This is a genomic window from Brevibacterium sp. FAM 24630, assembly GCF_049804075.1.
In the GTDB taxonomy this organism is placed as follows: domain Bacteria; phylum Actinomycetota; class Actinomycetes; order Actinomycetales; family Brevibacteriaceae; genus Brevibacterium.
Genome location: NZ_JBNBZD010000012.1, coordinates 14,706 through 35,700, shown reverse-complemented (window position 1 = coordinate 35,700; position 20,995 = coordinate 14,706). Strand labels below are relative to the sequence as shown.

Here is a 20,995-nt window from a genome sequence, read left to right as displayed (position 1 = left end):
GGCCTCAGCCACCGGCCCGGTCGTGAGCGAGCACCGCGAGTTCGAGCCACAGCCGCTCGGCGGGTTCTGCCGTCGATAAGCCGGTGATCTCCTCGATCCGACCGAGCCGGTGCCGCAGCGAATTCGTATGCACGTGCAGCCTGCGGGACGCCTCGGCGGAATTGCCGACCGTGGCGAAATAGACTCGCAGAGTTTCGAGCAGGCTGCCGTTGTGGGCCGCATCGTGCGCGGCCAGTGCCCGAGCCGGCCACACCACGCTTCCGACGTCTGCCCCGGCGGCTCCAACATCGGCACCTGCAGCATCGCCCTCGGCAGCGAGCAGGGCATCGGCGACGCGCAGTCCGATGACCTCGGCGGCAACGTCTTCAACGGTCGCTCCGATGATCGCCTGGGCCGCCTCGGCGCTTCCCTCTCCCCGTCTCGCCTTCGCAGGGCCCTGACCGCCCCTGTCCGCGTCGCCGTCAGCTCGCCCTCCGTCAGCTCGACCGTCGTCAGCACCACCGCCGTCAGCTCGACCGTCGTGAGCACCACTGCCGGCCGCGTGCTGTCCGCTGTTCAGGGCATCGACGACGTATGCGGCTTCCGACCAGGAACGATGAACCCGATCGAGGCGGTCGACCGGAGCACCGACGCCGAAGCTCAGCCCCTCAGCACCCGGCAGCGAACGCCGCAGCGTCGACAGCACACGGTTCCGAATCTGCGCGGCATCCGCTGGTGCGCTCATCTGCACGAGAGCCGCAAGATGCTCCCCCGTCCCCGACTCGACCTGCGAGAGCACGGCATCGGCGAAAGCGGCCCGCAGATGGAACCGCAGGACGGGCTCTCGTTCGGGGGCCACCTCGGCGAAGGCAAGGACACAGTAGTGCCCGGCGAACGGGAGGGCGAGCAGGGTCGCCGAGGGGCCGAGTTCGGCGGACCCGGCGAGGATCGCGGCGAGCGCCTCCCGCCGGATGCGCTTCTCGAACGGTGAGCGCCGCAGCGTCCGCAGCATCACCGGCAGGGCGGCACGAGCGGCATCGCGCAGCACCTCCCGCAGCGGAGCCGGGTCGAGCTCGGCCGGGTAGGCCGCCCAGATCGTGCCGATGAGTTCGCCCTCGCTGCGCAGGGCGATGACGGACCGAGCCGGCGATGCGCCCGCGGCGGGACGCTCGACGACATCGGTCGATCGCCGGACCGTGTCGAGGAAGCCGGACTCCTCGAGCTCGGCGATCCGCCAGCCGGGGATGGCCCCGGACAGAATCGTCTCGCGCCGAATCTCATCGATGTCATCGCCGAGGTTGGCATGGGCAAGCACACGCGAGGCCGGGTCCTCGATCGTGATCGATGCCCCCGTGGAATCCGCGATGACCGCGGCCAGGGAACTGAGATCGTCGGCATCGGGCCAGGCCAGAGCGCTCGTCGCACCTTCCGTGAGCTGCCGCAGGTGGACAAGCACCTCCGACCAGGTCACGTGCGGCGACCGTTCGAGGAGCACCGGAGCCTCGCCCCCGCTTGCTGGAGCATCGTCGGCGGTGTGCGCACCCTCGCCGAGGTGGGTGTGCGATCCGGGTGGAAGGACCAGTGCCGCTGCTCCCGCATAGTCGGCCAACACCGTGCCCAGTCCCGCGCGACTGTGCACCTCCTCGGTGACGAGGACGACGGTGCCCGACCGCGCGCGGTCGGCCCGATACGAGCCACGGTAGGAGACCACGGTGCTGCGGCTGCGATCGGCCTCCTCGGCGCGGGACTCATTCGTCGTCGGCAGGTCGAAGCCGAACTCGATCCGGGTGATGACGACATCGTCGGCCACCTCGGTGAGCGGCAGGAGGAGGCCCTCGGTGTCCCGGATGAGGCGGGACAGGCGCGGGCTCGCGGTGTCGGTCATATCCCCACTGTAGTCAACCGCCGGTGGGGCCCGCGCGGTCGAGTCGGTTGCCGCGGAACAGGGGGCGGCCGCCTCGGCGCGGGAGGTCTATTCCGGGGAATAGAACTTGAACTGGAGGGCCCGGACGACGAGTTGGGCGAGGTTCTTCGCCTCCAGTTTGATGCGCAGGTTCCGGGAGTGCGTTTTCATCGTGTGCATGCTCAGGCCCAGTGCCTCGGCGATCTCGTCGTACCCGAAGCCCTGGCAGAGCAGGATGAGCAGCTCCAGCTCGCGCTCCGTCAGCTGCGGGGCCGATACCGGAGCCTCGGGCAGATAATCGCCGCTGATGGCGATGTCCTCGGCCAGGCCCTTGAGCAGTTCGGGCGACTCCCCCGCCGAGGCGGCACGCACGACCGCGACGAGTTCGCTCTCACCCGCGGTCTTGTTGAGCACGGCCAGGGCACCGGCCTCGAGGCCGCGGGCGATCCCCGGACCCGGCGCCACCGTGGTCAGCAGCACCACATGGGCCCGCGGATCGTGATCGATGATCGCCGCCGTCGCGTCGACCCCGGTCATGCCCGGCGGCATGTTGACGTCCATGAGCACAAGATCGGGGCGACTCGCGACGAAGACATCGACGGCGTCCTCACCGGTGTGGACCGGGTCGAGGACGCGGAATTCGCCAGCGTCACGCAGCGCCGCAGTGATCGCGCGCGTCGTCCAGGAATCGTCGTCGACGACGAGGACGGAGGGGGCGGCTGCGGCTTCGACGTCGGCAGCGGTGGGCGGGTGCGGGACGGGAGGGGTCAAACGTCGACCTTGTCGTGGTCGTCCCTCGACTCGGTCCGTGCGGGGACGGTGCCGGATGTGGTGGGACCGGTGGCCGTTGCGGGCCTGCGGCCGGTCTCGCGGTCGGTTCCGCCGGTTGTGGCGGATCGGGTCTCGGCGGTCGCGCCGAGTCGGGTGTCACCGGTCGCGTCGGAGCGGGTGTCACCGGTCGCGTCAGATCGAGGGTCGATGACGTCGATCATCTCGCTGGTCTCGGCCTTTTCGCTGGTCTCGGCCTTTTCGGTGGTGTCGGCCCTGTCGGCGGTGTCGGCCGTTGCGGTCGGTGACATGAAGCGGACGGGCAGGGCCACCTCGACGATGGTGCGCTTCGCCTCGTCGGAGCCCACTTCACAGGTTCCGCCCACGGCGGTCGCGCGGCTCGACAGCGATCGCGGCACCACGGTCAGCTCAGTCGGCGAATCGTTCGTGCTGCGGCATACGAGCTCGGCCCGGTCGCCGCTCTCACCGCGGATTTCGACGGTCAGGCTCGCGGGCGTGTCCGGGGTGGAGTAGCGGATGACATTCGTGGCGAGCTCAAGCAGGATCGCGCGGAAATGACGGGCGAGCGTGCTCGAGGAATAGCTCGGCAACCACGCGAGCTGCACGTTCAGCGGCACGGATCCGGCAGCGCAGCCGTCCTCGATCGCACTCGTCAGCTGCTCCGCCTCGGCGCGGAACCGGATGCGGGCGTCGCGGGTGCCCGCGGAGCTGGTCTCAGCCTCCCATGTGCTCAGGCTCCTCACGAGCTGGCGCAGGCGTTTGGTCGCTTCGGCGTTGACGAGGGCGAGTTCGGCGAGGAGCCGGTCGGCATGAGCCGGGTCGGTCTCCTTCGCGAGCGTGCGGATGATCGCGGACTCGGTGGTCAGGGAGTGCGAGATCGTGTCGTGCATGTCGCTGGTGAACCGGGCCCGCATCGCGTCGAGGCTGCGCTGATGGTCGACGGCGGCCCGCTCGCGGCGGTCGATCTCACGGCTGATCCGTGCTTCGACGAAGCTCGCGCACAGTCCGAGGAGTGAGTAGGTCAGCCATCCGTAGCCGAGGTCGGTGAACCCCTCGAAGCCCGCGTCGTAGGATCCGACCCAGGTCGAGAGCCCGAGGTAGCCGCCCAGCCCCGCTGTGCCGACGGAGAAGCCGATCCAGCGACGACGACTGATGAGGACCGCCGTGGCCAGCAGCAGCGCCTCGGGGAACATGTTCTCCAGGTCCGGATAGAGCGGCGAGAAGAGGATGCCGAGGCCAGTGGAGGCGATGACGGTCGTCAGCGGCACGAAAGCGGCGAGGAGGATGAGCGCATAGGCCACGACGAGGAACGTCGCATAGCGCGGTTCGACGATTTCGAACGCCCCGGGCACGAGGATGGTCAGGCTCATGATGAGCGCAAGCAGACGGATCGGCAGGTCGATGAAGCGCGGTCCCCTGAGGAACCGCCAGACCCGGGCAGGCACGCTCATGGCGGAGTCGTCGATCGCTGAAGTCATGTGTTCTATTCTGCTACAGTTCCGGCGAACCAGAAACGCCTCCTCCAAAACACCTGACGGCGGCCCAGCTACCTCGCGCGAGGTTGCTGGGCCGCCGTCAGGTAGTAATTGTTAGGGGAGGAGTTCGGCGAGGGCTGCCTCGATGACGTCGAAGGCGTCGTGGAGCAGCTCGTCCGAGATCGTCAGCGGCGGCAGGAAGCGCAGGATATTGCCGAAGGTTCCCGTGGTGAGCACGAGGACACCGTTCTTCGCGCAGTAGTCCGCGATCTTCTTGACCAGGTCCGCGTTCGGTTCGATCGAATCGTGCTCGACGAACTCGGCGGCGATCATGGCGCCGCGGCCGCGGACGTCGCCGACCTCGGGGTACTTCGACTGCAGCTTCGTGAGACGGTCGACGATGATCTCACCGATGTGTCCGGCCCGATCGGCCAGTCCGTCCTCCTCGTACGCGGCGATCGCGCCGAGTGCGGCAGCACAGGCGATGGGGTTGCCGCCGTAGGTGCCGCCGAGGCGGCCCGGTCCGACCGAGTCCATGATGTCGGCGCGACCGGTCACGGCCGACAGCGGCAGGCCGCCGGCGATGCCCTTGGCGGTGGCGACGAGGTCGGGGACGATGCCCTCCCATTCGGAGGCGAACATCTTTCCGGTGCGGGCGAATCCGGCCTGCACCTCATCGGCGACGAAGACGATGCCCTTCTCGCGGGCGTAGTCGACGAGCGTGGGCAGGAAGCCCTCGGCCGGGACGATGAAGCCGCCCTCGCCCTGGATCGGCTCGATGACGATCGCGGCGACGTACTCGGAGCCGACCTGCTTCTCGATCATCGAGATGACGCGCTTGGCGGCATCCTCACCGCTGAGCTTGGTGCCGGCCGCATCGTTGTCGCGGAACGGGTAGGACATCGGCGCACGGTAGACCTCACCGGCGAAGGGGCCGAAGCCGGCCTTGTAGGGCGCGGCCTTCGCGGTCATCGCCATGGTCAGGTTGGTGCGGCCGTGGTAGGCGTGGTCGAAGACGACGACGGCGTCGCGGCCGGTGTGGGCACGCGCGATCTTCACGGCGTTCTCGACCGCTTCGGCACCGGAGTTGAGCAGCACGGTGCGCTTCTCGTGGTCTCCCGGGGTCAGCCGATTGAGCGCTTCTGCCACCTCGACGTAGCTCTCATACGGATTGACCATGAAGCAGGTGTGGGTGAAGGCCTCGAGCTGAGCCTTCGCGTTCTCGACCACGCGCGGGTTCGCGTTGCCGGCGGTGGTCACCGCGATTCCCGAACCGAGGTCGATGAGCTGGTTGCCGTCGGCGTCCTTGAGGATGCCGCCGCCGGCCGCAACCACATAGGCGGGCAGGCTCGAACCGACACCGGTCGCCACGGCAGACTTGCGACGCGTCTCGAGTTCACGGGACTTCGGTCCCGGAATCTCGGTGACGATTTTACGTTCCTGCGGCAGAGCTTCGCCGCCAATCTCGAAAGCTGTCATAAGGGGAACAATAGGGGTTCGCAACGGTTTTTGTCACTTACCGTCCGCAGGCTGAGCAGTACGTCACGCCCAGGGCATCGAACGATCACGATCGGAGCGTTTTCGGTACGGAATCCGTTGCGCCGCTGAGACGGATGTCGCGGCGGTGCGCTGAGGCGCAGTCGTGCCCGCCGGCGCCCCGGTTCGGCACGGATGCCGCTTCGCGCGCGGCCGCCCGCAGACCCGTCGATCAGGGTCGCGAACCGGCGCGATCAGCGGTGCTGATTGCGGGCGTCGACGTCCTTGTTCCGCGCAGGCAGGACCCGTTCGTGTTCGCGCACGGGCACGACGATCGTCTCCTGCGCGCCGACCACGCGGTCGCCGTCACTCATTTCGAAGCTCAGCTGCGCCTCGGGTGACAGATTGCGTTTGACCACGGCCAGACCGATCGGTCCGAGCTCCCAATGCACGGTCACCGAGGTCAGGGTGCCGACGCCGCGTTCGGACCCACGGACCTCCGCGAGCGCCTCGGTGCCGGGGTCGGGGGCGATGTGCCCGGACCCGTCGAGGTGGACGAAGGCCAATCGCCGAGGCGGCTGACCCAGATTGTGCACACGGGCCACGGCCTCCTGGCCGCGGTAGCAGCCCTTGGCCAGGTGGACGGCGGTGCGCAGCAGGTCGAGTTCGCCGACGAGCGCCTTGTGGTCGACCTCGTTCCTCCCCGGCCGCCACGCGGCGATCCGCAGCGCTTCCCAGGCGTCGAACCCGGCCATGTCGAAGTCTCGGACCGACAGTCCCTGCAGCTCGGAGCGTTTGACGATGCCGATGACGAACGGGGTCTCGAGCCCCGGGTGTTCGGTGCCGGCGACGGACTGGCCGAGGTCGACCTGAGCGTAGGAAGCCGAGCCGGGGCCGATGTGCGGCCACGGGTCGGACCACAGCTGGGTCACCGGCAGCTTCTCAGGAAGCGCTGTCACGGCACCGAAGCACTGATAGTCGTCGCTGAGATCGTCGATCTCAACGCGCATCATGAAGACCATCCTGCGCAGGAAATCCAGCGTCTCATCGGTGGCCAGTTCGCTGATCGCCCACAGTGCCTCGCCGTCGTCGACGACCTTCAGCCACCCTTGGATGCGGCCGTTGGGGTCGAGGACCAGCGTTTCGGTGGACACTCCGGGAGCCAGAGCGTCGATCTTCTGCGTCGTGATCGAGTTCAGCCAGGTCAGCCGGTCGGGTCCGCTCAGGCGCAGCACGCGCAGGTGAGCGAGGTCGACGAGGCCGTCCTTGTCCTCGAGCACCCGCTGCTCACGCAGGGACGCTCCGTAGTGGATGGGTGTCTGCGACAGTTCGCCCGCGCCCAGGACTGCAGTCGAGCTCAGCCCGCGGGCGAGCGAGGACCGACGCACCGCCTCGGCGGGGGTGTCGGTGTTCTCCGGCGACGGCGAATCGGAGGGAACGGCATTCGGCGACACAGGATCAGTCATCTTAAGACAGCTTCTTCAATCTGGCAGAGGAATGGGAGGCGAGTTCGTGGCCCATGGCGGCCATGTCCCAGGCCCACATGAGTTCGCCGCCGACGAGGCCGTACATCCGCGTCGAAGCGGAGTACTCCTTCGCGGTCTTCGTCCGGGCCACGACGTCGGTGGCCAGGTCGATGCGCGGGCCCTTGACGGTGCCGGCATAGAGTTCCATGACACCGTGCGGGTGGACGATCTCGGCTTCGATCTCGAAGGCGTCGTCGTTCGTGCGCAGGGTTTCGACCGCGGCGGCAGAGGTGAAGCTCTGTTCGGCCGTAGGCACCATCATGCCCGGTCCGACGTCACCGTCGTCATGCTGACGCACGAGCTGCCAGATCCCGGTCTCCAGGGTCAGGGTCGATTCGAGTTCACCGGACTCATCGAGCAGCCATGCATGCGCGGTGTACTGGAGGAACGGAGTGCCCTCATGGGCGACGAAGTCGATGCGTTGGCCGAACTGCTTCTCAGGCGTGTCCGCATAGCCGACGACACCGACGCCTTCCCAGGACCCGATCAGCCAGGACAGGGGGACGAGCTCAGGATGGACCGAGGCATCAAGTTCGATCATGAGGGATCAGCGGTTGTCTTTGAACAGCGCGGTGACGACCTTGACTCCGACGCCCAGGGCACCGAGAGCGGCGAGGCCGACGAGGCTGGAGAAGACGATTTCGAGGGCAAGAAGATTTTCCATGCTCCCAGTCTACATTTGCTCAGAGTGCGATGCGTTCGAGGGCGTAGACGACGACTCCGCCGAGCGCGATGGGGGCGGCACCGAGGGCCAGCTGCACGGCGAAGCTGCGGGCCTTCTCGACGTTCTTCTTCATCTCGAGGTTCTGCGAGGCTTCGAGGTTCGCCGCTTGGAACTTCGCATACGCGATGAGCCCGAGCATCCGGTCGACAGCGGCTACGAGCAGACCCATGATGATGCCGAGGATGAGAGCGGTGGGCCAGGTGATCGAATCATCGAACACGAGCACGGACAGGATCCCGGCCACGGCGGTCGACATGGCCAGGGCCAGCGGCGAGGTGTAGATCGCCGGCCATGGCAGAGCGGTCATGCACTGCGCCGTGATGAGTGCGATGAGGCCGATGATGATGGCTTCCTTGTCGCCGGGCACCGTGATCGCCGCGACCCAGGTGCTCGCCGACAGGACGATGACGAGGCCGGAGACCTGCGCGGAGACATTCGCCACCGCGTAGGAGGCGCCGATGCCGCGGGTGAGGTTCTGCACGAAGGTCCACAGCAGTCCCAGGCCGGCGAGCACGGGCAGCCAGTCGAGATACGGGGCCGACTCGTCCTGCCACGCTGCGAACAGTCCCGCCATCCCGAAGAGGGCGAGCATGATCGACGTCGCCCGCGGCTGCGGGGAGTCCGTCAGGCGCGGCCACCCGTAGGCGACGCCGAGGACGATGAGTCCGGTCGCCAACAGGAACACTGAATAGCCCCAGTACACGGAGGTGCTGAGGGCCAGCACCAGTACCAGGGCGACGGCTACTCGAATCCATCTGATCACAGCACTATCGTGCCTCATCTCAGCGCACGCAAGCGATTTCGCTCCGGTCCCGCCCGTCCCCTTCAGCCTCGGCGGACGCCGTCCCGCGCATTCCTTTCACCCTCGCCCGCCCCCGTCCCACCCCGGACTCACACGGCCGAGCACCCGCCGTTCCCGCCGGTCCGCCGTCGGGAACGGCGCACCGGTCTCGCTATAATCTGCACAGACGACGGGCGCCGAGGAGGTGGATGCAGCACATGCGGATTCTGCACATCTGCCCCACGGACAGACTCGAGGCCCCCATCGCGCCCGAATCCCTGCAGTACCTCGGCCATCACATCGACCGCCGCGGCGCAGATGAGATCACGCACGCGCACCGCGAATCGCTGACCGCCGACGTCGTCATCGCCGATGCCTGCCTCGACCTGTCCCTGGCCCCGCGCATCGCCGAGGTGCTCACCGCGCGGAAGGTCACCGCCCCGATCATCGTCGTCCTCGGAGAGGGCGGACTGGCGACCGCCTCGGCGAAATGGAACGTCTCCGACCTCATCCTCACCACCGCCGGCCCCGCCGAGGTGGAGGCGCGGCTGCGCGTGGCCCGTGACCGTCACCTCGACGCGCAGCGGTCCGCCCCGCCCACCGGCCGGCAGGGCTGGGCCGGCCCGACCGCGGCCGAGAACCGAAGACTGTCCGGAAACCGAGGACTCTCCGGCAGCCGAGGCTCGGCCGGGTACGCCGGGGGCAGCGGCACGAACCGCACCGGTCGGCGCCGCCACGGCGATGAACCGTGGAACGCCGACGGCGAACCGCTGGTCGTCGTCACCGGCACCCTGCGCATCGACGAGACCGCGTTCACCGCCGACCTCGGCGGACGCAGCCTCGACCTGACCTACCGCGAGTTCGCACTGCTGAAGTTCTTCGCCATGCATCCCGAACGCGTCTTCACCCGCGACGAGATCCTCCTGGCCGTGTGGGGCGAGGACTACTTCGGCGGCACCCGCACCGTTGACGTGCATGTTCGCCGCCTCCGTGCGAAACTCGGCAAAGACCTAGAGAACGCCATCCACACCGTGCGCAACGTCGGCTACCGTTTCAGCGCCGACAGCGTCACCGAACCAGAGGACGTGAAGGCATGAGAATCCAGGCCAGCGGAGCGACCGCGAACACCCCGATCGACACCCTCACCGAGGAGGAGCTGTCCTTCCTCGACCGTGTGGCCGCCGCCGACGGAGCGCCCGAGATCTCCGGCGGGCTCATGGCCATCGCCACCGGAGAGGACACCGCCCACGCGGCGCAGACCGCCTCGTCCGTGTGGCGCGTCTTCGATGGACAGACTCTCATCGGCTTCGGCATCCGCGCCCTGCAGGGCGACCGTCACGCCGCCGAATTCCTCATCTCCCCCGACCACCGCGGGCAGGGCCTCGGCGCAGAGCTGCTGGCCCTGATCCTCGCCGAGGAGCCCGAATCCTGGTGCTGGTCCCACGGCGACCATCCGGCCGCGGCGCACCTGGCGAAGAAGCATGGGCTCGGCCGTGACCGCGTGCTCTATCAGATGCGCACCGAGGCGGGGCTGAGGCTGGCCGACCTGCCTGCCACGCAGGCGCCCGAGGGCGTCGAGCTCCGATCCTTCGCCCCCGGTGACGAAGCCGGCTGGCTGGCTGTGAACAACGCGGCCTTCGACTGGCACCCCGAACAGGGCTCACAGACCCGCGCCGATATCGACGCCATCGTCACCGCGGCCGACTTCGATCCCGACACCGTCGTGCTCGCCGTCCGCGATGGTGAGGTCATCGGCTTCCACCAGATCAAACTCACGGACACGGACGGGCAGGGCCGCCTCGGCGAGGTCTATGTCGTCGGTGTCGATCCGACCATCCACGCCAAGGGTGTGGGCAAGGCGCTGACGATCGAGGGGATGCGGCGGATGGTCGCAGCCGGCGCCGAGGTCATCGAACTCTACGTCGAATCCGACAACGCCCCGGCGCTAGGCTTGTACGAGCGGCTGGGATTCCATGTCGCGGTCGCGCACGTGTCCTATGCACCGGCATCTCAGCCCATCGGTGCCGAGAGCACGAGCCCAGCGACGACGAGCGAGAAGGAGTAGAGCGTTGTACGACATCGCAGCAGCCGGCCAGGAGCTGGGTCTGCCCGATCCCGCGGACCGCTTCCTCGATCGGGAACTCAGCTGGCTGGCCTTCAACGAACGAGTCCTCGACCTCGCCTCGGATCCGGAGATCCCGCTGCTCGAGCGGGTCCGGTTCCTCTCGATCTTCGCAACGAATCTCGACGAGTTCTTCATGGTCCGCGTCGCCGGTCTCAAACGCCGCATCAACACCGGGCTGGCCGTGCCGAGTGTGACCGGACGGATGCCCGCCCAGGTCATGCACGACATCGGGGTCCGCGCGTATGAGCTGATGAGCCGGCACGCCGCGCTGCTCAAGGACGATATCGGCCCCCGTCTCGACGCGGAGTCGATCTCGAAGGTCCAGGTCGACGACCTCACCGCGGACGAACGCACCCGCGTCGACGCGTTCTTCTTCGGCCACGTCTTCCCCGTCCTCACCCCGCTCGCCGTCGATCCCGCACACCCGTTCCCCTATATCTCGGGACTCTCGCTCAACCTCGGCGTGCTCCTGCGCTACCCGGACTCGGGCAAGGAACTCTTCGCCCGCGTCAAAGTGCCCCCGCGTCTGCCCCGGTTCTTCAACGTCGCAGCGGCGACCGACCGCCCTGCCGGACGCGACGTCCCGGCCCGGTTCGTCGCCCTCGAGGACATCATCGCCGAACATCTGGGCACCCTCTTCGAAGGCATGGAGGTCGTCCATCATTCGACCTTCCGCGTCACCCGCAACGAAGACCTCGAAGTCGAAGAGGACGATGCGGAGAACCTGCTCAAGGCCCTGGAGAAGGAGCTGCTGCGCAGGCGCTTCGGCCCGGCCGTGCGGATGGAGATCACGGAGAACATCCATCCCCGCGTGCTCGAGATGCTCAAGGACGAACTGGGCATCCACGAGTCCGAGATCTACCATCTGCCGACGCCGCTCGACCTGTCGGGAATGTCCGATATCGCCGATGTGCCGCGCGATGACCTGCATTTCCCGAAGATGGTCCCGCAGATGAACAAGGATCTGTCCCTGCGTGAATCCAGCGACCAGGTCGACGTGTTCGAAGCGGTGTCCCATCACGACATCCTGCTGCACCACCCCTACGATTCGTTCTCCACCAGTGTGCAGGCCTTCCTCGAGCAGGCCGCCTCGGACAAGAACGTGCTCGCGATCAAGCAGACGCTCTACCGCACCTCCGGCGATTCGCCGATCATCGACGCCCTCGTCGATGCCGCCCAGGCCGGCATCCAGGTGCTCGCCGTCGTCGAGATCAAGGCCCGCTTCGACGAGGAGGCCAACATCACGTGGGCGCGCAAGCTCGAACGCGCCGGCGTCCACGTCGTCTACGGCATCGTCGGGCTCAAGACGCATGCGAAGCTGTCCCTGGTGGTGCGGCAGGAGGCCGAGGGGCTGGCCCGCTACTGCCATGTCGGCACCGGCAACTACCACCCGAAGACCGCCCGCGGCTATGAGGACTTCGGACTGCTGACGAAGGACCGCGCGGTCGCCGATGATCTGACGAAGCTGTTCAACCAGCTCTCCGGCTATGCGCCGCGGTCCGAGTACTCACGGTTCCTCGTCGCCCCCAGCCAGGTGCGCACGGGACTCATCGAACTCATCGACGCCGAGATCGCCAATGTCGAGTCGGGCGGCACCGGGCAGGTGCGCATCAAGGTCAACTCGATCGTCGACGAAGCGATCATCGACGCCCTCTACCGGGCGTCTCGTGCCGGGGTGAGCGTCGAAGTCTTCGTCCGCGGCATCTGCGCCCTGCGACCGGGGATCGAAGGACTCAGTGAGAACATCACCGTCCGCTCCGTGCTCGGCCGGTTCCTCGAGCACTCCCGCACCTTCGTCTTCGGCAACAACGGTGACCCCATCGTCTACATCGGGTCGGCGGACATGATGCATCGCAACCTCGACCGGAGGGTCGAGACGCTCGTGCAGATCGTCGACGACAGCCACCGGGACGAGGTCATCGAACTCTTCGACCTCGCGTTCGCCCCGACCACCTCGGCGTTCGAACTCGCCGACGACGGCAAGTGGACCCGCAGCACTCACGATGTCGACGGCAACACCCTCATCGACTACCAGACCGAACTCATCCGCAGACACCGGAAGCGGCGTCGCATCGGGGACGAGGCGTGAGCCGCTCATCGGTCAGTTCGGCGCAGGCGTCGTCCCGGGTCAAGGCCAATGTGCTCGCCGCCGGCGCCGTCTGCTGGCGACGCGGACCCGACGGCCTCGAAGTGGTGCTCATCCACCGTCCGAAGTACAACGACTGGTCCTGGCCCAAGGGCAAGGTCGACCCGGGCGAGACCCTGCCGGAGACCGCCGTACGCGAGGTCAAGGAGGAGACCGGCCTCGACATCCACCTCGGCGTTCCGCTGCCTTCGGCCGAATACACGGTCGGAGGAAAGAACCTCAAGAAGGTCTTCTACTGGTCGGCCGAGGTCAAGGGCGAAACCGTCTTCGCTCCGATGAACAGACGCGAAGTCGACCGGGCCGCATGGTTCCCGGTCGACAAGGCCCGGACCAAGCTGACGTCCTATGCCGATCGGGAGCAGCTCGACGTGGTGGAGAAGTTCGACTCCACGGATGCGCTGCGCGCCTGGCCGCTCATCCTCGTCCGCCATGGCAAAGCGTTCCCGCGGTCGAAGTGGTATGAGACCGAACATGTGCGACCGCTGCTCAAACTCGGCACCCGACAGGCGATGGCCCTGACCGGTCTGCTGGGAGCCTGGAAGACGAAGAAGCTCATCTCCAGCCCGTGGAAGCGGTGCATGGCGACCCTGGCCCCGCTGTCAGCGGCCAGGGGGCAGCCGATCAAGAAGGCCCCGACGCTCAGTGAGAAGGCGACCTCGGCGAACCCGGAGAAGACCGCACGGTTCATCCGCAAGCTGCTGGAGAAGGGAAAACCCGTCATCTACTGCACGCACCGCCCGGTGCTGCCGACGATCTTCTCCGTCTACGCCGAACATGCCCCCAAACGCGTGGTCGCGAAGCTGCCGAAGGACGACCCGTATCTCAAGCCCGGTGAGGTCCTCGTCGCCTATGTGCGCCCCGGCGCGATGCCGCGCATCGTCGCGATCGAACGCGTCCGCCCCATCGACAGCTGATCGAGGGATCTCAGCCCCTAGTGCGGATGAACGGATTCGCCTGTGAGGGTGAGCCGATCCGCTTGTGAGGACGGGCCGCCTCGGCGAAAGGGCCGCCTCCGCGAAGGGACTTTCTCGGCGAAGGGACTGCCCTCAGCCGACGGTGCAGTAGGCGCCGTACATCAGCGGCCCGAGGAGGGTGGCGTCTTCAGCATCCAACTCGTCGGTGAGCCGCTGCGTGAGCGAGTCGATTCCGAGCTCATCGCCGGTCACAATCCCCTGCTGCTCGAGGTAGGGCAACAGAGCGGCCAGGGCATTCACCCAGCCGAAGCTCGGTGCCTCCGCCCCGCCGCCCACCGGTGCGCTCAAGGTCAGGTGCGGGTCGGGCAGCCCGGCGGAACGGTACGCCGCGAACAGGTCTCTGCCCATCCTGCTGTGGATTCCTATCGATGCGAATGTCTGCAGAATCAGTTCTCTCACGTGTTCCAGCAGCGGCGTGTCCGCACTCGCCCACACCTGTGCGACGTCGAGTTCGTGCATGACCAGCAGACCCCCAGGACGCAGGTGCCGGCCGAGTCGCTCCACCACCTCGACGGGGCTGCGCAGGTGCATGAGCACGGCTCGGCCGACGATCGCGTCGAAGTCTTCGTCGAGGTCGAGGGTGCAGAGATCCGCCTCGGCAAACTCGATCTCTCGCCGATGGCCCAGCCGGCTGCGGGCACCCTCGAGCGCCTCGGGATTGCGGTCGACGGCGAGCACATGCCCGTCCGGGCCGACGAGATCGGCGGCGATGACGGCGACGTCTCCGGCGCCGGTGCCGATGTCGAGGACGCTCATGCCCTCAGTGATTCCCGCTTCGATGTGCAGCTGCTTGGTCAGAGGGTCGAAGACGACCGACTGGTCGCGCAGTCGTGAATGTTCGCTCTCGGACTCGCCGAGGACATATCGGTTCTCATCCTTCATGGCTTCGACCGTAGGATCGGGGCCGGACCGGGACAAGAGATCGACGAACCTCAGGGGGCGCGTACGCATACGGCGGGCCGCCCCGGCGAGCGTGCACGAGTACCGGGCAGGCCGCCTCGGCGCGGGAATGCCGGTCCCGACAATGATCCTTTCATGAAAACGGCGCGGTCTGTGACCAAGCGCTCAAGGCGGTTCCAACCCTTCGCCCCTCATTCACCTCCCATTCACGTTTCAACTCCTTGCACTTCACGCGTGATCTTTAGCGTGGAACACGAGCAATCGAGAACTCTCGAGCTGTGTCCACAACCATGAAAGGCATCTTCGTGAAGATGAAGCATCTCGCCCCCTCCGCTGCGATCCTCGCGGTCGGCGCCATCACCCTCTCGGCATGCGGCGGCCAGTCCGCCACCGGCGAGGAGGCTTCGGGCAGCAGCAGTGACCTGCAGGGCACCCTGACCGGCATCGGCGCCTCCTCGCAGAAGGCAGCCATGGATGCCTGGACAGCGGACTTCACCTCGCAGAACTCCGGTGTGACCGTCAACTACTCCCCCGACGGCTCGGGTGCCGGCCGTGAACAGTTCCTCGCCGGCAACGCACAGTTCGCCGGTTCCGACGCCCACCTCGACGATGACGAGGTCAAGGCCGGTCAGGAGGCCTGCGGCGCCGACGGAGCCTTCGAGTTCCCCGTCTACATCTCCCCGATCGCCGTGACCTTCAACGTCGAGGGCGTCGATGAGCTCAACCTCTCGCCCGACACGATTGCGAAGATCTTCAAGGGTGACATCACGAACTGGAACGACAAGGCCATCAAGGCCGACAATCCGGACGCGGAGCTGCCTGATCTCAAGATCACCGCAGTCCACCGTGCCGACGACTCGGGCACCACCGAGAACTTCGCCGAGTACCTCAAGGCCACCGCCGATAAGACGTGGGACGCCGAGGTCGACGGAAACTTCCCGAAGGAGTACGGCGGCGAGGCCGCTCAGGGCACCGACGGAGTCATCCAGACGGTTTCGGACACCGACGGTGCCATCGGCTACGCGGATGCCTCCGCCGTCGGTGAGCTCAACACCGCCAAGGTCAAGGTCGGCGACGAGTTCGTCGAGCTCTCCCCCGAAGCCGCGACCAAGGTCGTCGACGCTTCGGAGAAGGTCGAAGGACGCGACGAAGGCGATCTCGCCTTCGACCTCGCCCGCGACACCACCGAGTCCGGTGCCTACCCGATCGTCCTCGTCTCCTACCACCTCGTCTGCTCTTCCTACGAGGACCAGGAGACCGTGGACATGGTCAAGGCCTGGGAGAAGTTCGTCGTCTCGGAAGAGGGACAGAAATCGGCCGCCGATTCGGCCGGGTCCGCCCCGATCTCCGACGACCTGCGTGCGGAGATCGAGAAAGTCATCGACTCGATCAAGGTCGCGAGCTGACATTTGGTCTCTGACCTCGAGAAATAACCAGCCGGAGCGGCGCAGAGTCCCTGCGCCGCTCTTCGGCGCCTGTGAACCGACCAGGGTTCCACCACAAGTCACGTGAGGAGTACTTGTGCCGACCAGCACACCGATCACCGAGTCCGGCCCCACAGGTCCGGGCTCCGCTCCCGAGGCCGGGCCGCAGCCGCAGAGCTCGAGTCCTGCTCCTCGGCAGCAGAAGGCCGTCGTCCGACCCGGCGACCGCATCTTCTCCGCCGCCACACTCATCGCCGGCATCCTGATCCTGCTCATCCTCGCAGGGGTGGCGCTGTTCCTGCTCGCACAGTCGAAGGACACCATCGCCGCGCAGATCAGCGATCCGGCGCAGATCACCGGCGGCAAGGGGTTCCTCTCCTATGTGTGGCCGCTGGTCATCGGCACCCTCATCTCCGCGGCGATCGCGCTGATCGTGGCGACTCCCTTCGCCTTGGGCATCGCACTGTTCACCACGCATATGGCTCCGCGCAGGCTCGCCCCGACGCTCGGCTACGTCATCGACCTGCTCGCCGCGATCCCCTCGGTCGTCTACGGCCTATGGGGCATCGCCCTGGCCGGGAACCTCACGGGCTTCTACCTGTGGCTGTCGAAGTGGTTCGGGTGGATCCCGATCTTCGCTCCGGCCGAGGACGGGTCCGTCTCGCAGACGGGACGCACGCTGCTGACCGCCTCCCTCGTGCTCTCGATCATGATTCTGCCGATCATCACCTCGCTGACCCGGGAGATCTTCCTCCAGACCCCGCGTCTGCAGGAAGAGGCGGCACTGGCCCTCGGCGCCACCCGCTGGGAGATGATCCGCATGGCCGTGCTCCCGTTCGGCAAGTCCGGCATCGTCTCGGCGACGATGCTCGGCCTCGGACGCGCGCTCGGTGAAACCATGGCCGTGGCCATGATCCTCTCCCCCGGCGTCCTCACCGCCTCGCTCGTCGTCAGCGGCAACCAGACCATCGCCTCGGAGATCGCGCAGAACTTCCCCGAAGCCGCGGGTCTGCGTCTGTCCGAACTCATCACGGTCGGCCTCGTCCTCTTCGTCATCACTCTGCTGGTGAACATGGGAGCCCGTGCCATCGTCGCCCGTACCTCGGTGAAGGGAAGCTGAGAACGTTGACCACCGCAGATACCGCCATCGCAAAGCCGAAGAAGCTGACCTCGAAGCAGCTGCCCAACGCCACCCCTTGGGTCGTCGCCGCCGCCTCGATCGTCGTAGCGACCCTCATCAGCCTCATTTCCTTCGGCGGCTTCAACATCCCCGTCGTCGCCGTGCTCGCGGGCCTCATCAACATGGTCGCCGTGTTCGCGGCCTCCGCCGCCTACGAAGGACGCCGCAAGGCCGTCGACCGCGTGGCGACCACCGTCGTCACCTCGACCTTCGTCCTCGCCTGCGTTCCCCTCATCTCGCTGCTGTGGCTGACCGTATCCAAGGGCGGGGCCGCCATCAGCGGCGACCTGCTCACTCGCACGATGCTCGGGATGAAGGGTGTGCTCGACCAGCAGTACGTCGCCGGTGAAGCCACCCTCGCCGGCGGTTTCTACCACGCCATCGTCGGCACCGTGCTCATCACACTCGCCGCCTGCATCATTTCGATCCCGATCGGTGTCCTCACCGCCATCTACCTCGTCGAGTACTCGAACAAGAACCGCCTGGGCAAGGCGATCACCTTCCTCGTCGATGTGATGACCGGCATTCCCTCGATCGTCGCCGGTCTCTTCGCCTTCGCGCTGTTCTCCACGATCGCGAATGTGCTCATGCCGGCCTCGGCGGGAATCGCGAAGACCGGCTTCACCGCGGCTGTGGCCCTGTCGGTGCTCATGATCCCCATCGTCGTGCGCAACACCGAGGAGATCCTGCGTCTGGTGCCGATGGACCTGCGTGAAGCCTCGTACGCTCTTGGCGTGCCGAAGTGGAAGACGATCATGAAGATCGTCCTGCCCACCTCGGTGTCGGGAATCCTCTCCGGTGTCACGATCGCCATCGCCCGCGTCATCGGCGAGACCGCACCCATCATGGTCACCGCCGGATTCGCGAAGACCCTCAACTGGAACCTCTTCTCCGGCTGGATGTCGACGCTGCCGACGTTCATCTACGACTCGCAGCTGCGCCCCGTCTCCCCCGGTGCGGCCGCGCTGGCCAGCTCCGAACGGGCCTGGGCCGCCGCCCTCGTCCTCGTCCTCCTCGTCATGGTCCTCAACCTGCTCGCCCGCATCATCGCGAAGGTGCTGGCGCCGAAGGCCGGCCGCTGATGTGCGGCGCGGACGCGCGACGTGATCTGGTCACGGTGCGGCCGCCTCGGCGATCATCACAGCGGCGCATGCCGGTCACGATTCTCTAGACTCATCACAATCCACGGATAGGAAACACAATGTCCAAGCAGATCGACATCAGGGATCTCGACATCTTCTACGGAGACTTCCGCGCCGTCGACGGTGTGCAGATGCAGATCAAGCCGCGCTCCGTGACCGCTTTCATCGGCCCCTCGGGATGCGGCAAGTCCACCGTGCTGCGCACCCTCAACCGCATGCTCGAAGTCATCCCCGGCGCCAGCGTCTCCGGTGAGGTCCTCATGGACGGCAACGACATCTACGGAGCGGGCGTCGATCCGGTCAACGTCCGGCGTGAGGTCGGCATGGTGTTCCAGCGTGCGAACCCCTTCCCCACGATGAGCATCAAGGAGAACGTGCTCGCGGGAGTGCGGCTGAACAACAAGCGCCTGTCGAAGTCCGCGGCCGACGAACTCACGGAACGTGCCCTGCGCGGCGCGAACCTGTGGAACGAGGTCAAGGACCGTCTCAACCTGCCCGGTTCCGGCCTCTCCGGCGGTCAGCAGCAGCGCCTGTGCATCGCTCGCGCGATCGCCGTCGAGCCCGAGGTTCTGCTCATGGACGAACCGTGTTCGGCCCTCGACCCGATCTCGACGCTGGCGATCGAGGACCTCATCAACGACCTCAAGGACAAGTACACGGTCGTCATCGTCACCCACAACATGCAGCAGGCCGCGCGAGTGTCCGACAAGACTGCGTTCTTCAACATCGCCGGCACCGGCAAGCCCGGCAAGCTCATCGAGTTCAATGAGACCTCGACGATCTTCTCCAACCCGGACAAGGAAGAGACCGAGAACTACATCTCCGGCCGCTTCGGATGATCTGAGCCGTGCCGGTCGCTTCGGGGACCTGAGTTTTCCGGTCGGGTCCGCCGACGCACGTCATTGTCTGGTCGTTCCACGGCGTTCAGCCGCTCTGAAACACCGCGGATCGACCAGAGAATCCCTTGAACGAGCTCACTCTGCGGCCGGTGGGCTGCTGACGCCCTCGTCGAGTGGTGCTCGGAAGGCACGGGCGAACTCGGACAGCAGGGATGCGTCGCCGTCTGCTGTCACTGCTCCAGCCGCCACGGCTGCCTCCGCTTCACCATCGGCAAGCACACCCCGCAACCCCGGCCCACCGATGAAGAGCTGCGCGTGCGGATCAGCACCTTCGGCGACATCGACCCCGGACTCATGCACGACCGCGTGGGCCTCTGCCGGCCCCGCAGTGACTTCGACGGTGAATGGCCGCACTGCCACCTCGGTGCGAGATGACAGCAGAGCCGCAGCCAGCGAGCTGTCGGTGGGAACTTCGTCCTCGCGCGGAGCGGTCAGACGTCGAGCGCCCCAGCGGCCGAGTTCGATCAGCACCGGCCCGAGGTCCGAACCGTACTCGCTGAGACGATAGACGACGTTGCGCCCATCAATGCTGCGCTCGACGATCTCGGCAGCTTCGAGTTCACGCAGTCGTGTGGTCAGCAGGTTCGATGGGATGCCGGGAATGCCCTGCCGCAATTCATTGAAGCGCTTCGCGCCCACGAGAAGATCGCGCAGAATGATCAGCGACCACCTCTCGCCCAGAACCTCTGCCGCCCTGGCCAAACCGCAGAACTGCCCATACGACTTCATGATTGACAGTCTAGCCAACATAGTTCACTATTGAAACTGCAGTTTACTTTTTGAACTGACATTTAATGCATCATGCTCGGCCCACACGACACTCGATGAGGAGATCATCATGAGCCGCACTGTCATCGCCGCACTGTTCCAATCGCTCGACGGCATCGCATCGGACCCGTTCAAATTCCAGTTCGACTCCTTCGACGAGGAGGTGGGACAGTGGATGAACACGGCCATCGGTGGAGTCGACGACTGCATCCTCGGCCGTGTCACCTATTCGGAGTGGGAGAACTACTGGCCGAACCACACCGAAGGCGAAGACGCACCGTTCGCCGACTTCATCAACGCGACGCCCAAGCACGTCGCCTCGAGGACTCTGTCGCAGGCGGACCTCCGATGGGAGAACTCCACGCTCATCCAAGGAGACCTCGTCGACTTCGTCCGTGAACTCAAAGGCACCGACGGCGGCAAGATCGCCGTCGAAGGGTCGATGTCAGTGGTCCGTCAACTCGTCGAAGCCGAGCTCATCGACGAACTGACGCTGGCCGTCCATCCGGTTGTCGCCGGCAGCGGACGCTCGCTCTTCGAGGGAGGCACGACAACTCGATTGGCATTCAAAGACGTGCAGCGCACCAGCAAAGGCAATCTGCTGGTCACATACGGACCATTCGCCGGACTGACCGCCGGTCCTACGGGCGGGCAGTCCGGCTGAACGGCACCTAGACGGGCGCAGTCCGACGAGGCAGCCTCGACAGACGGGCTGGGTCAAGTGAACCGACATCTCTTGGGCGCAGCCCGACGGCCGATGAGGCGGACGATTCCCGTCCGCCTC

18 protein-coding genes are annotated in these 20,995 nt (G+C 66.5%); 9 read left to right on the top strand and 9 right to left on the bottom strand.

Annotated elements, in window-relative coordinates; all coding sequences use genetic code 11:
* Positions 1 to 4: 4 nt before the first annotated feature.
* The 7 genes from ACPUD7_RS10620 to ACPUD7_RS10590 all read right to left on the bottom strand — a co-directional run bounded on the left by ACPUD7_RS10620 (position 5) and on the right by ACPUD7_RS10590 (position 8,635).
* Positions 5 to 1,864: a PucR family transcriptional regulator gene (locus tag ACPUD7_RS10620; RefSeq protein ID WP_135540050.1), complete on the bottom strand. Its 1,860-nt coding sequence runs from the start codon at positions 1,862 to 1,864 to the stop codon at positions 5 to 7.
* Between the two features lie 87 nt (positions 1,865 to 1,951).
* Positions 1,952 to 2,653, bottom strand: a complete 702-nt coding sequence (locus tag ACPUD7_RS10615) for a response regulator transcription factor (RefSeq protein ID WP_135540048.1) — start codon at positions 2,651 to 2,653, stop codon at positions 1,952 to 1,954.
* Positions 2,650 to 4,149 (bottom strand): histidine kinase, encoded by a 1,500-nt coding sequence (locus ACPUD7_RS10610; RefSeq protein ID WP_135540046.1) that lies wholly within the window; start codon positions 4,147 to 4,149, stop codon positions 2,650 to 2,652. Before ACPUD7_RS10610 ends, ACPUD7_RS10615 begins: the two co-directional genes overlap by 4 nt.
* A gap of 111 nt (positions 4,150 to 4,260) precedes the next feature.
* A complete protein-coding gene (gene gabT, locus ACPUD7_RS10605; protein ID WP_135540044.1) occupies positions 4,261 to 5,625 on the bottom strand; it encodes a 4-aminobutyrate--2-oxoglutarate transaminase in 1,365 nt (454 codons plus the stop codon).
* Positions 5,626 to 5,876: 251 nt separating this feature from the next.
* Positions 5,877 to 7,088: a YgfZ/GcvT domain-containing protein gene (locus tag ACPUD7_RS10600; protein WP_425119870.1), complete on the bottom strand. Its 1,212-nt coding sequence runs from the start codon at positions 7,086 to 7,088 to the stop codon at positions 5,877 to 5,879.
* Position 7,089: 1 nt separating this feature from the next.
* A complete protein-coding gene (locus ACPUD7_RS10595) occupies positions 7,090 to 7,689 on the bottom strand; it encodes an FABP family protein (RefSeq protein WP_135540041.1) in 600 nt (199 codons plus the stop codon).
* Positions 7,690 to 7,831: 142 nt separating this feature from the next.
* A complete protein-coding gene (locus ACPUD7_RS10590) occupies positions 7,832 to 8,635 on the bottom strand; it encodes an ammonia permease (RefSeq protein ID WP_240689817.1) in 804 nt (267 codons plus the stop codon).
* A gap of 236 nt (positions 8,636 to 8,871) precedes the next feature.
* Between ACPUD7_RS10590 and ACPUD7_RS10585 the strand changes: the two genes are divergently transcribed.
* Genes ACPUD7_RS10585 through ACPUD7_RS10570 form a run of 4 tightly spaced genes read left to right on the top strand, consistent with a single transcriptional unit; the run spans position 8,872 to position 13,838 of the window.
* Positions 8,872 to 9,750 carry a winged helix-turn-helix domain-containing protein gene (locus tag ACPUD7_RS10585; protein WP_425119869.1) on the top strand — a complete coding sequence of 293 codons (879 nt, stop codon included), beginning with the start codon at positions 8,872 to 8,874 and terminating at the stop codon, positions 9,748 to 9,750.
* Positions 9,747 to 10,718, top strand: a complete 972-nt coding sequence (mshD, locus tag ACPUD7_RS10580) for a mycothiol synthase (protein WP_425119868.1) — start codon at positions 9,747 to 9,749, stop codon at positions 10,716 to 10,718. The genes ACPUD7_RS10585 and mshD overlap by 4 nt, the downstream gene beginning before the upstream one ends.
* Before the next feature lie 4 nt (positions 10,719 to 10,722).
* Complete coding sequence (locus ACPUD7_RS10575; RefSeq protein ID WP_425119867.1) at positions 10,723 to 12,867, top strand: RNA degradosome polyphosphate kinase; 2,145 nt, start codon at positions 10,723 to 10,725, stop codon at positions 12,865 to 12,867.
* Positions 12,864 to 13,838, top strand: coding sequence for an NUDIX hydrolase (locus ACPUD7_RS10570; protein WP_425119866.1), 975 nt, complete (start codon positions 12,864 to 12,866; stop codon positions 13,836 to 13,838). The genes ACPUD7_RS10575 and ACPUD7_RS10570 overlap by 4 nt, the downstream gene beginning before the upstream one ends.
* Positions 13,839 to 13,970: 132 nt before the next feature.
* On the opposite strand, the gene ACPUD7_RS10565 is transcribed toward ACPUD7_RS10570, so the two are convergent.
* Complete coding sequence (locus ACPUD7_RS10565) at positions 13,971 to 14,780, bottom strand: class I SAM-dependent methyltransferase (RefSeq protein ID WP_425119865.1); 810 nt, start codon at positions 14,778 to 14,780, stop codon at positions 13,971 to 13,973.
* A gap of 323 nt (positions 14,781 to 15,103) precedes the next feature.
* Here ACPUD7_RS10565 and pstS point away from each other — a divergent pair, with 323 nt between their 5' ends.
* The 4 genes from pstS (at position 15,104) to pstB (ending at position 19,383) form a co-directional block, all read left to right on the top strand.
* Positions 15,104 to 16,204, top strand: a complete 1,101-nt coding sequence (gene pstS / locus ACPUD7_RS10560; RefSeq protein WP_425119923.1) for a phosphate ABC transporter substrate-binding protein PstS — start codon at positions 15,104 to 15,106, stop codon at positions 16,202 to 16,204.
* Between the two features lie 247 nt (positions 16,205 to 16,451).
* Entirely contained in the window at positions 16,452 to 17,342 is an 891-nt protein-coding gene (gene pstC / locus ACPUD7_RS10555) for a phosphate ABC transporter permease subunit PstC (protein WP_240689831.1), read from the top strand.
* A gap of 5 nt (positions 17,343 to 17,347) precedes the next feature.
* Positions 17,348 to 18,484, top strand: coding sequence for a phosphate ABC transporter permease PstA (pstA, locus tag ACPUD7_RS10550; RefSeq protein ID WP_135540028.1), 1,137 nt, complete (start codon positions 17,348 to 17,350; stop codon positions 18,482 to 18,484).
* 119 nt (positions 18,485 to 18,603) lie between these two features.
* Positions 18,604 to 19,383: a phosphate ABC transporter ATP-binding protein PstB gene (gene pstB / locus ACPUD7_RS10545; RefSeq protein WP_425119864.1), complete on the top strand. Its 780-nt coding sequence runs from the start codon at positions 18,604 to 18,606 to the stop codon at positions 19,381 to 19,383.
* Between the two features lie 135 nt (positions 19,384 to 19,518).
* Here pstB and ACPUD7_RS10540 read toward each other — a convergent pair whose 3' ends face one another.
* Positions 19,519 to 20,172, bottom strand: a complete 654-nt coding sequence (locus tag ACPUD7_RS10540) for a winged helix-turn-helix transcriptional regulator (protein WP_425119863.1) — start codon at positions 20,170 to 20,172, stop codon at positions 19,519 to 19,521.
* A 109-nt stretch (positions 20,173 to 20,281) separates the two neighbouring features.
* Between ACPUD7_RS10540 and ACPUD7_RS10535 the strand changes: the two genes are divergently transcribed.
* Complete coding sequence (locus tag ACPUD7_RS10535) at positions 20,282 to 20,875, top strand: dihydrofolate reductase family protein (protein WP_135540022.1); 594 nt, start codon at positions 20,282 to 20,284, stop codon at positions 20,873 to 20,875.
* The last annotated feature ends 120 nt before the right edge of the window (positions 20,876 to 20,995 follow it).

What these genes read in the sequence shown, in the direction of transcription:
- ACPUD7_RS10620 (WP_135540050.1), bottom strand. Translation starts at nt 1,864, where the DNA reads ATGACCGACACCGCGAGCCCGCGCCTGTCCCGCCTCATCCGGGACACC.
- ACPUD7_RS10610 (WP_135540046.1), bottom strand. Translation starts at nt 4,149, where the DNA reads ATGACTTCAGCGATCGACGACTCCGCCATGAGCGTGCCTGCCCGGGTC.
- gabT (WP_135540044.1), bottom strand. Translation starts at nt 5,625, where the DNA reads ATGACAGCTTTCGAGATTGGCGGCGAAGCTCTGCCGCAGGAACGTAAA.
- ACPUD7_RS10600 (WP_425119870.1), bottom strand. Translation starts at nt 7,088, where the DNA reads ATGACTGATCCTGTGTCGCCGAATGCCGTTCCCTCCGATTCGCCGTCG.
- ACPUD7_RS10595 (WP_135540041.1), bottom strand. Translation starts at nt 7,689, where the DNA reads ATGATCGAACTTGATGCCTCGGTCCATCCTGAGCTCGTCCCCCTGTCC.
- ACPUD7_RS10585 (WP_425119869.1), top strand. Translation starts at nt 8,872, where the DNA reads ATGCGGATTCTGCACATCTGCCCCACGGACAGACTCGAGGCCCCCATC.
- mshD (WP_425119868.1), top strand. Translation starts at nt 9,747, where the DNA reads ATGAGAATCCAGGCCAGCGGAGCGACCGCGAACACCCCGATCGACACC.
- ACPUD7_RS10565 (WP_425119865.1), bottom strand. Translation starts at nt 14,780, where the DNA reads ATGAAGGATGAGAACCGATATGTCCTCGGCGAGTCCGAGAGCGAACAT.
- pstB (WP_425119864.1), top strand. Translation starts at nt 18,604, where the DNA reads ATGTCCAAGCAGATCGACATCAGGGATCTCGACATCTTCTACGGAGAC.
- ACPUD7_RS10540 (WP_425119863.1), bottom strand. Translation starts at nt 20,172, where the DNA reads ATGAAGTCGTATGGGCAGTTCTGCGGTTTGGCCAGGGCGGCAGAGGTT.
- ACPUD7_RS10535 (WP_135540022.1), top strand. Translation starts at nt 20,282, where the DNA reads ATGAGCCGCACTGTCATCGCCGCACTGTTCCAATCGCTCGACGGCATC.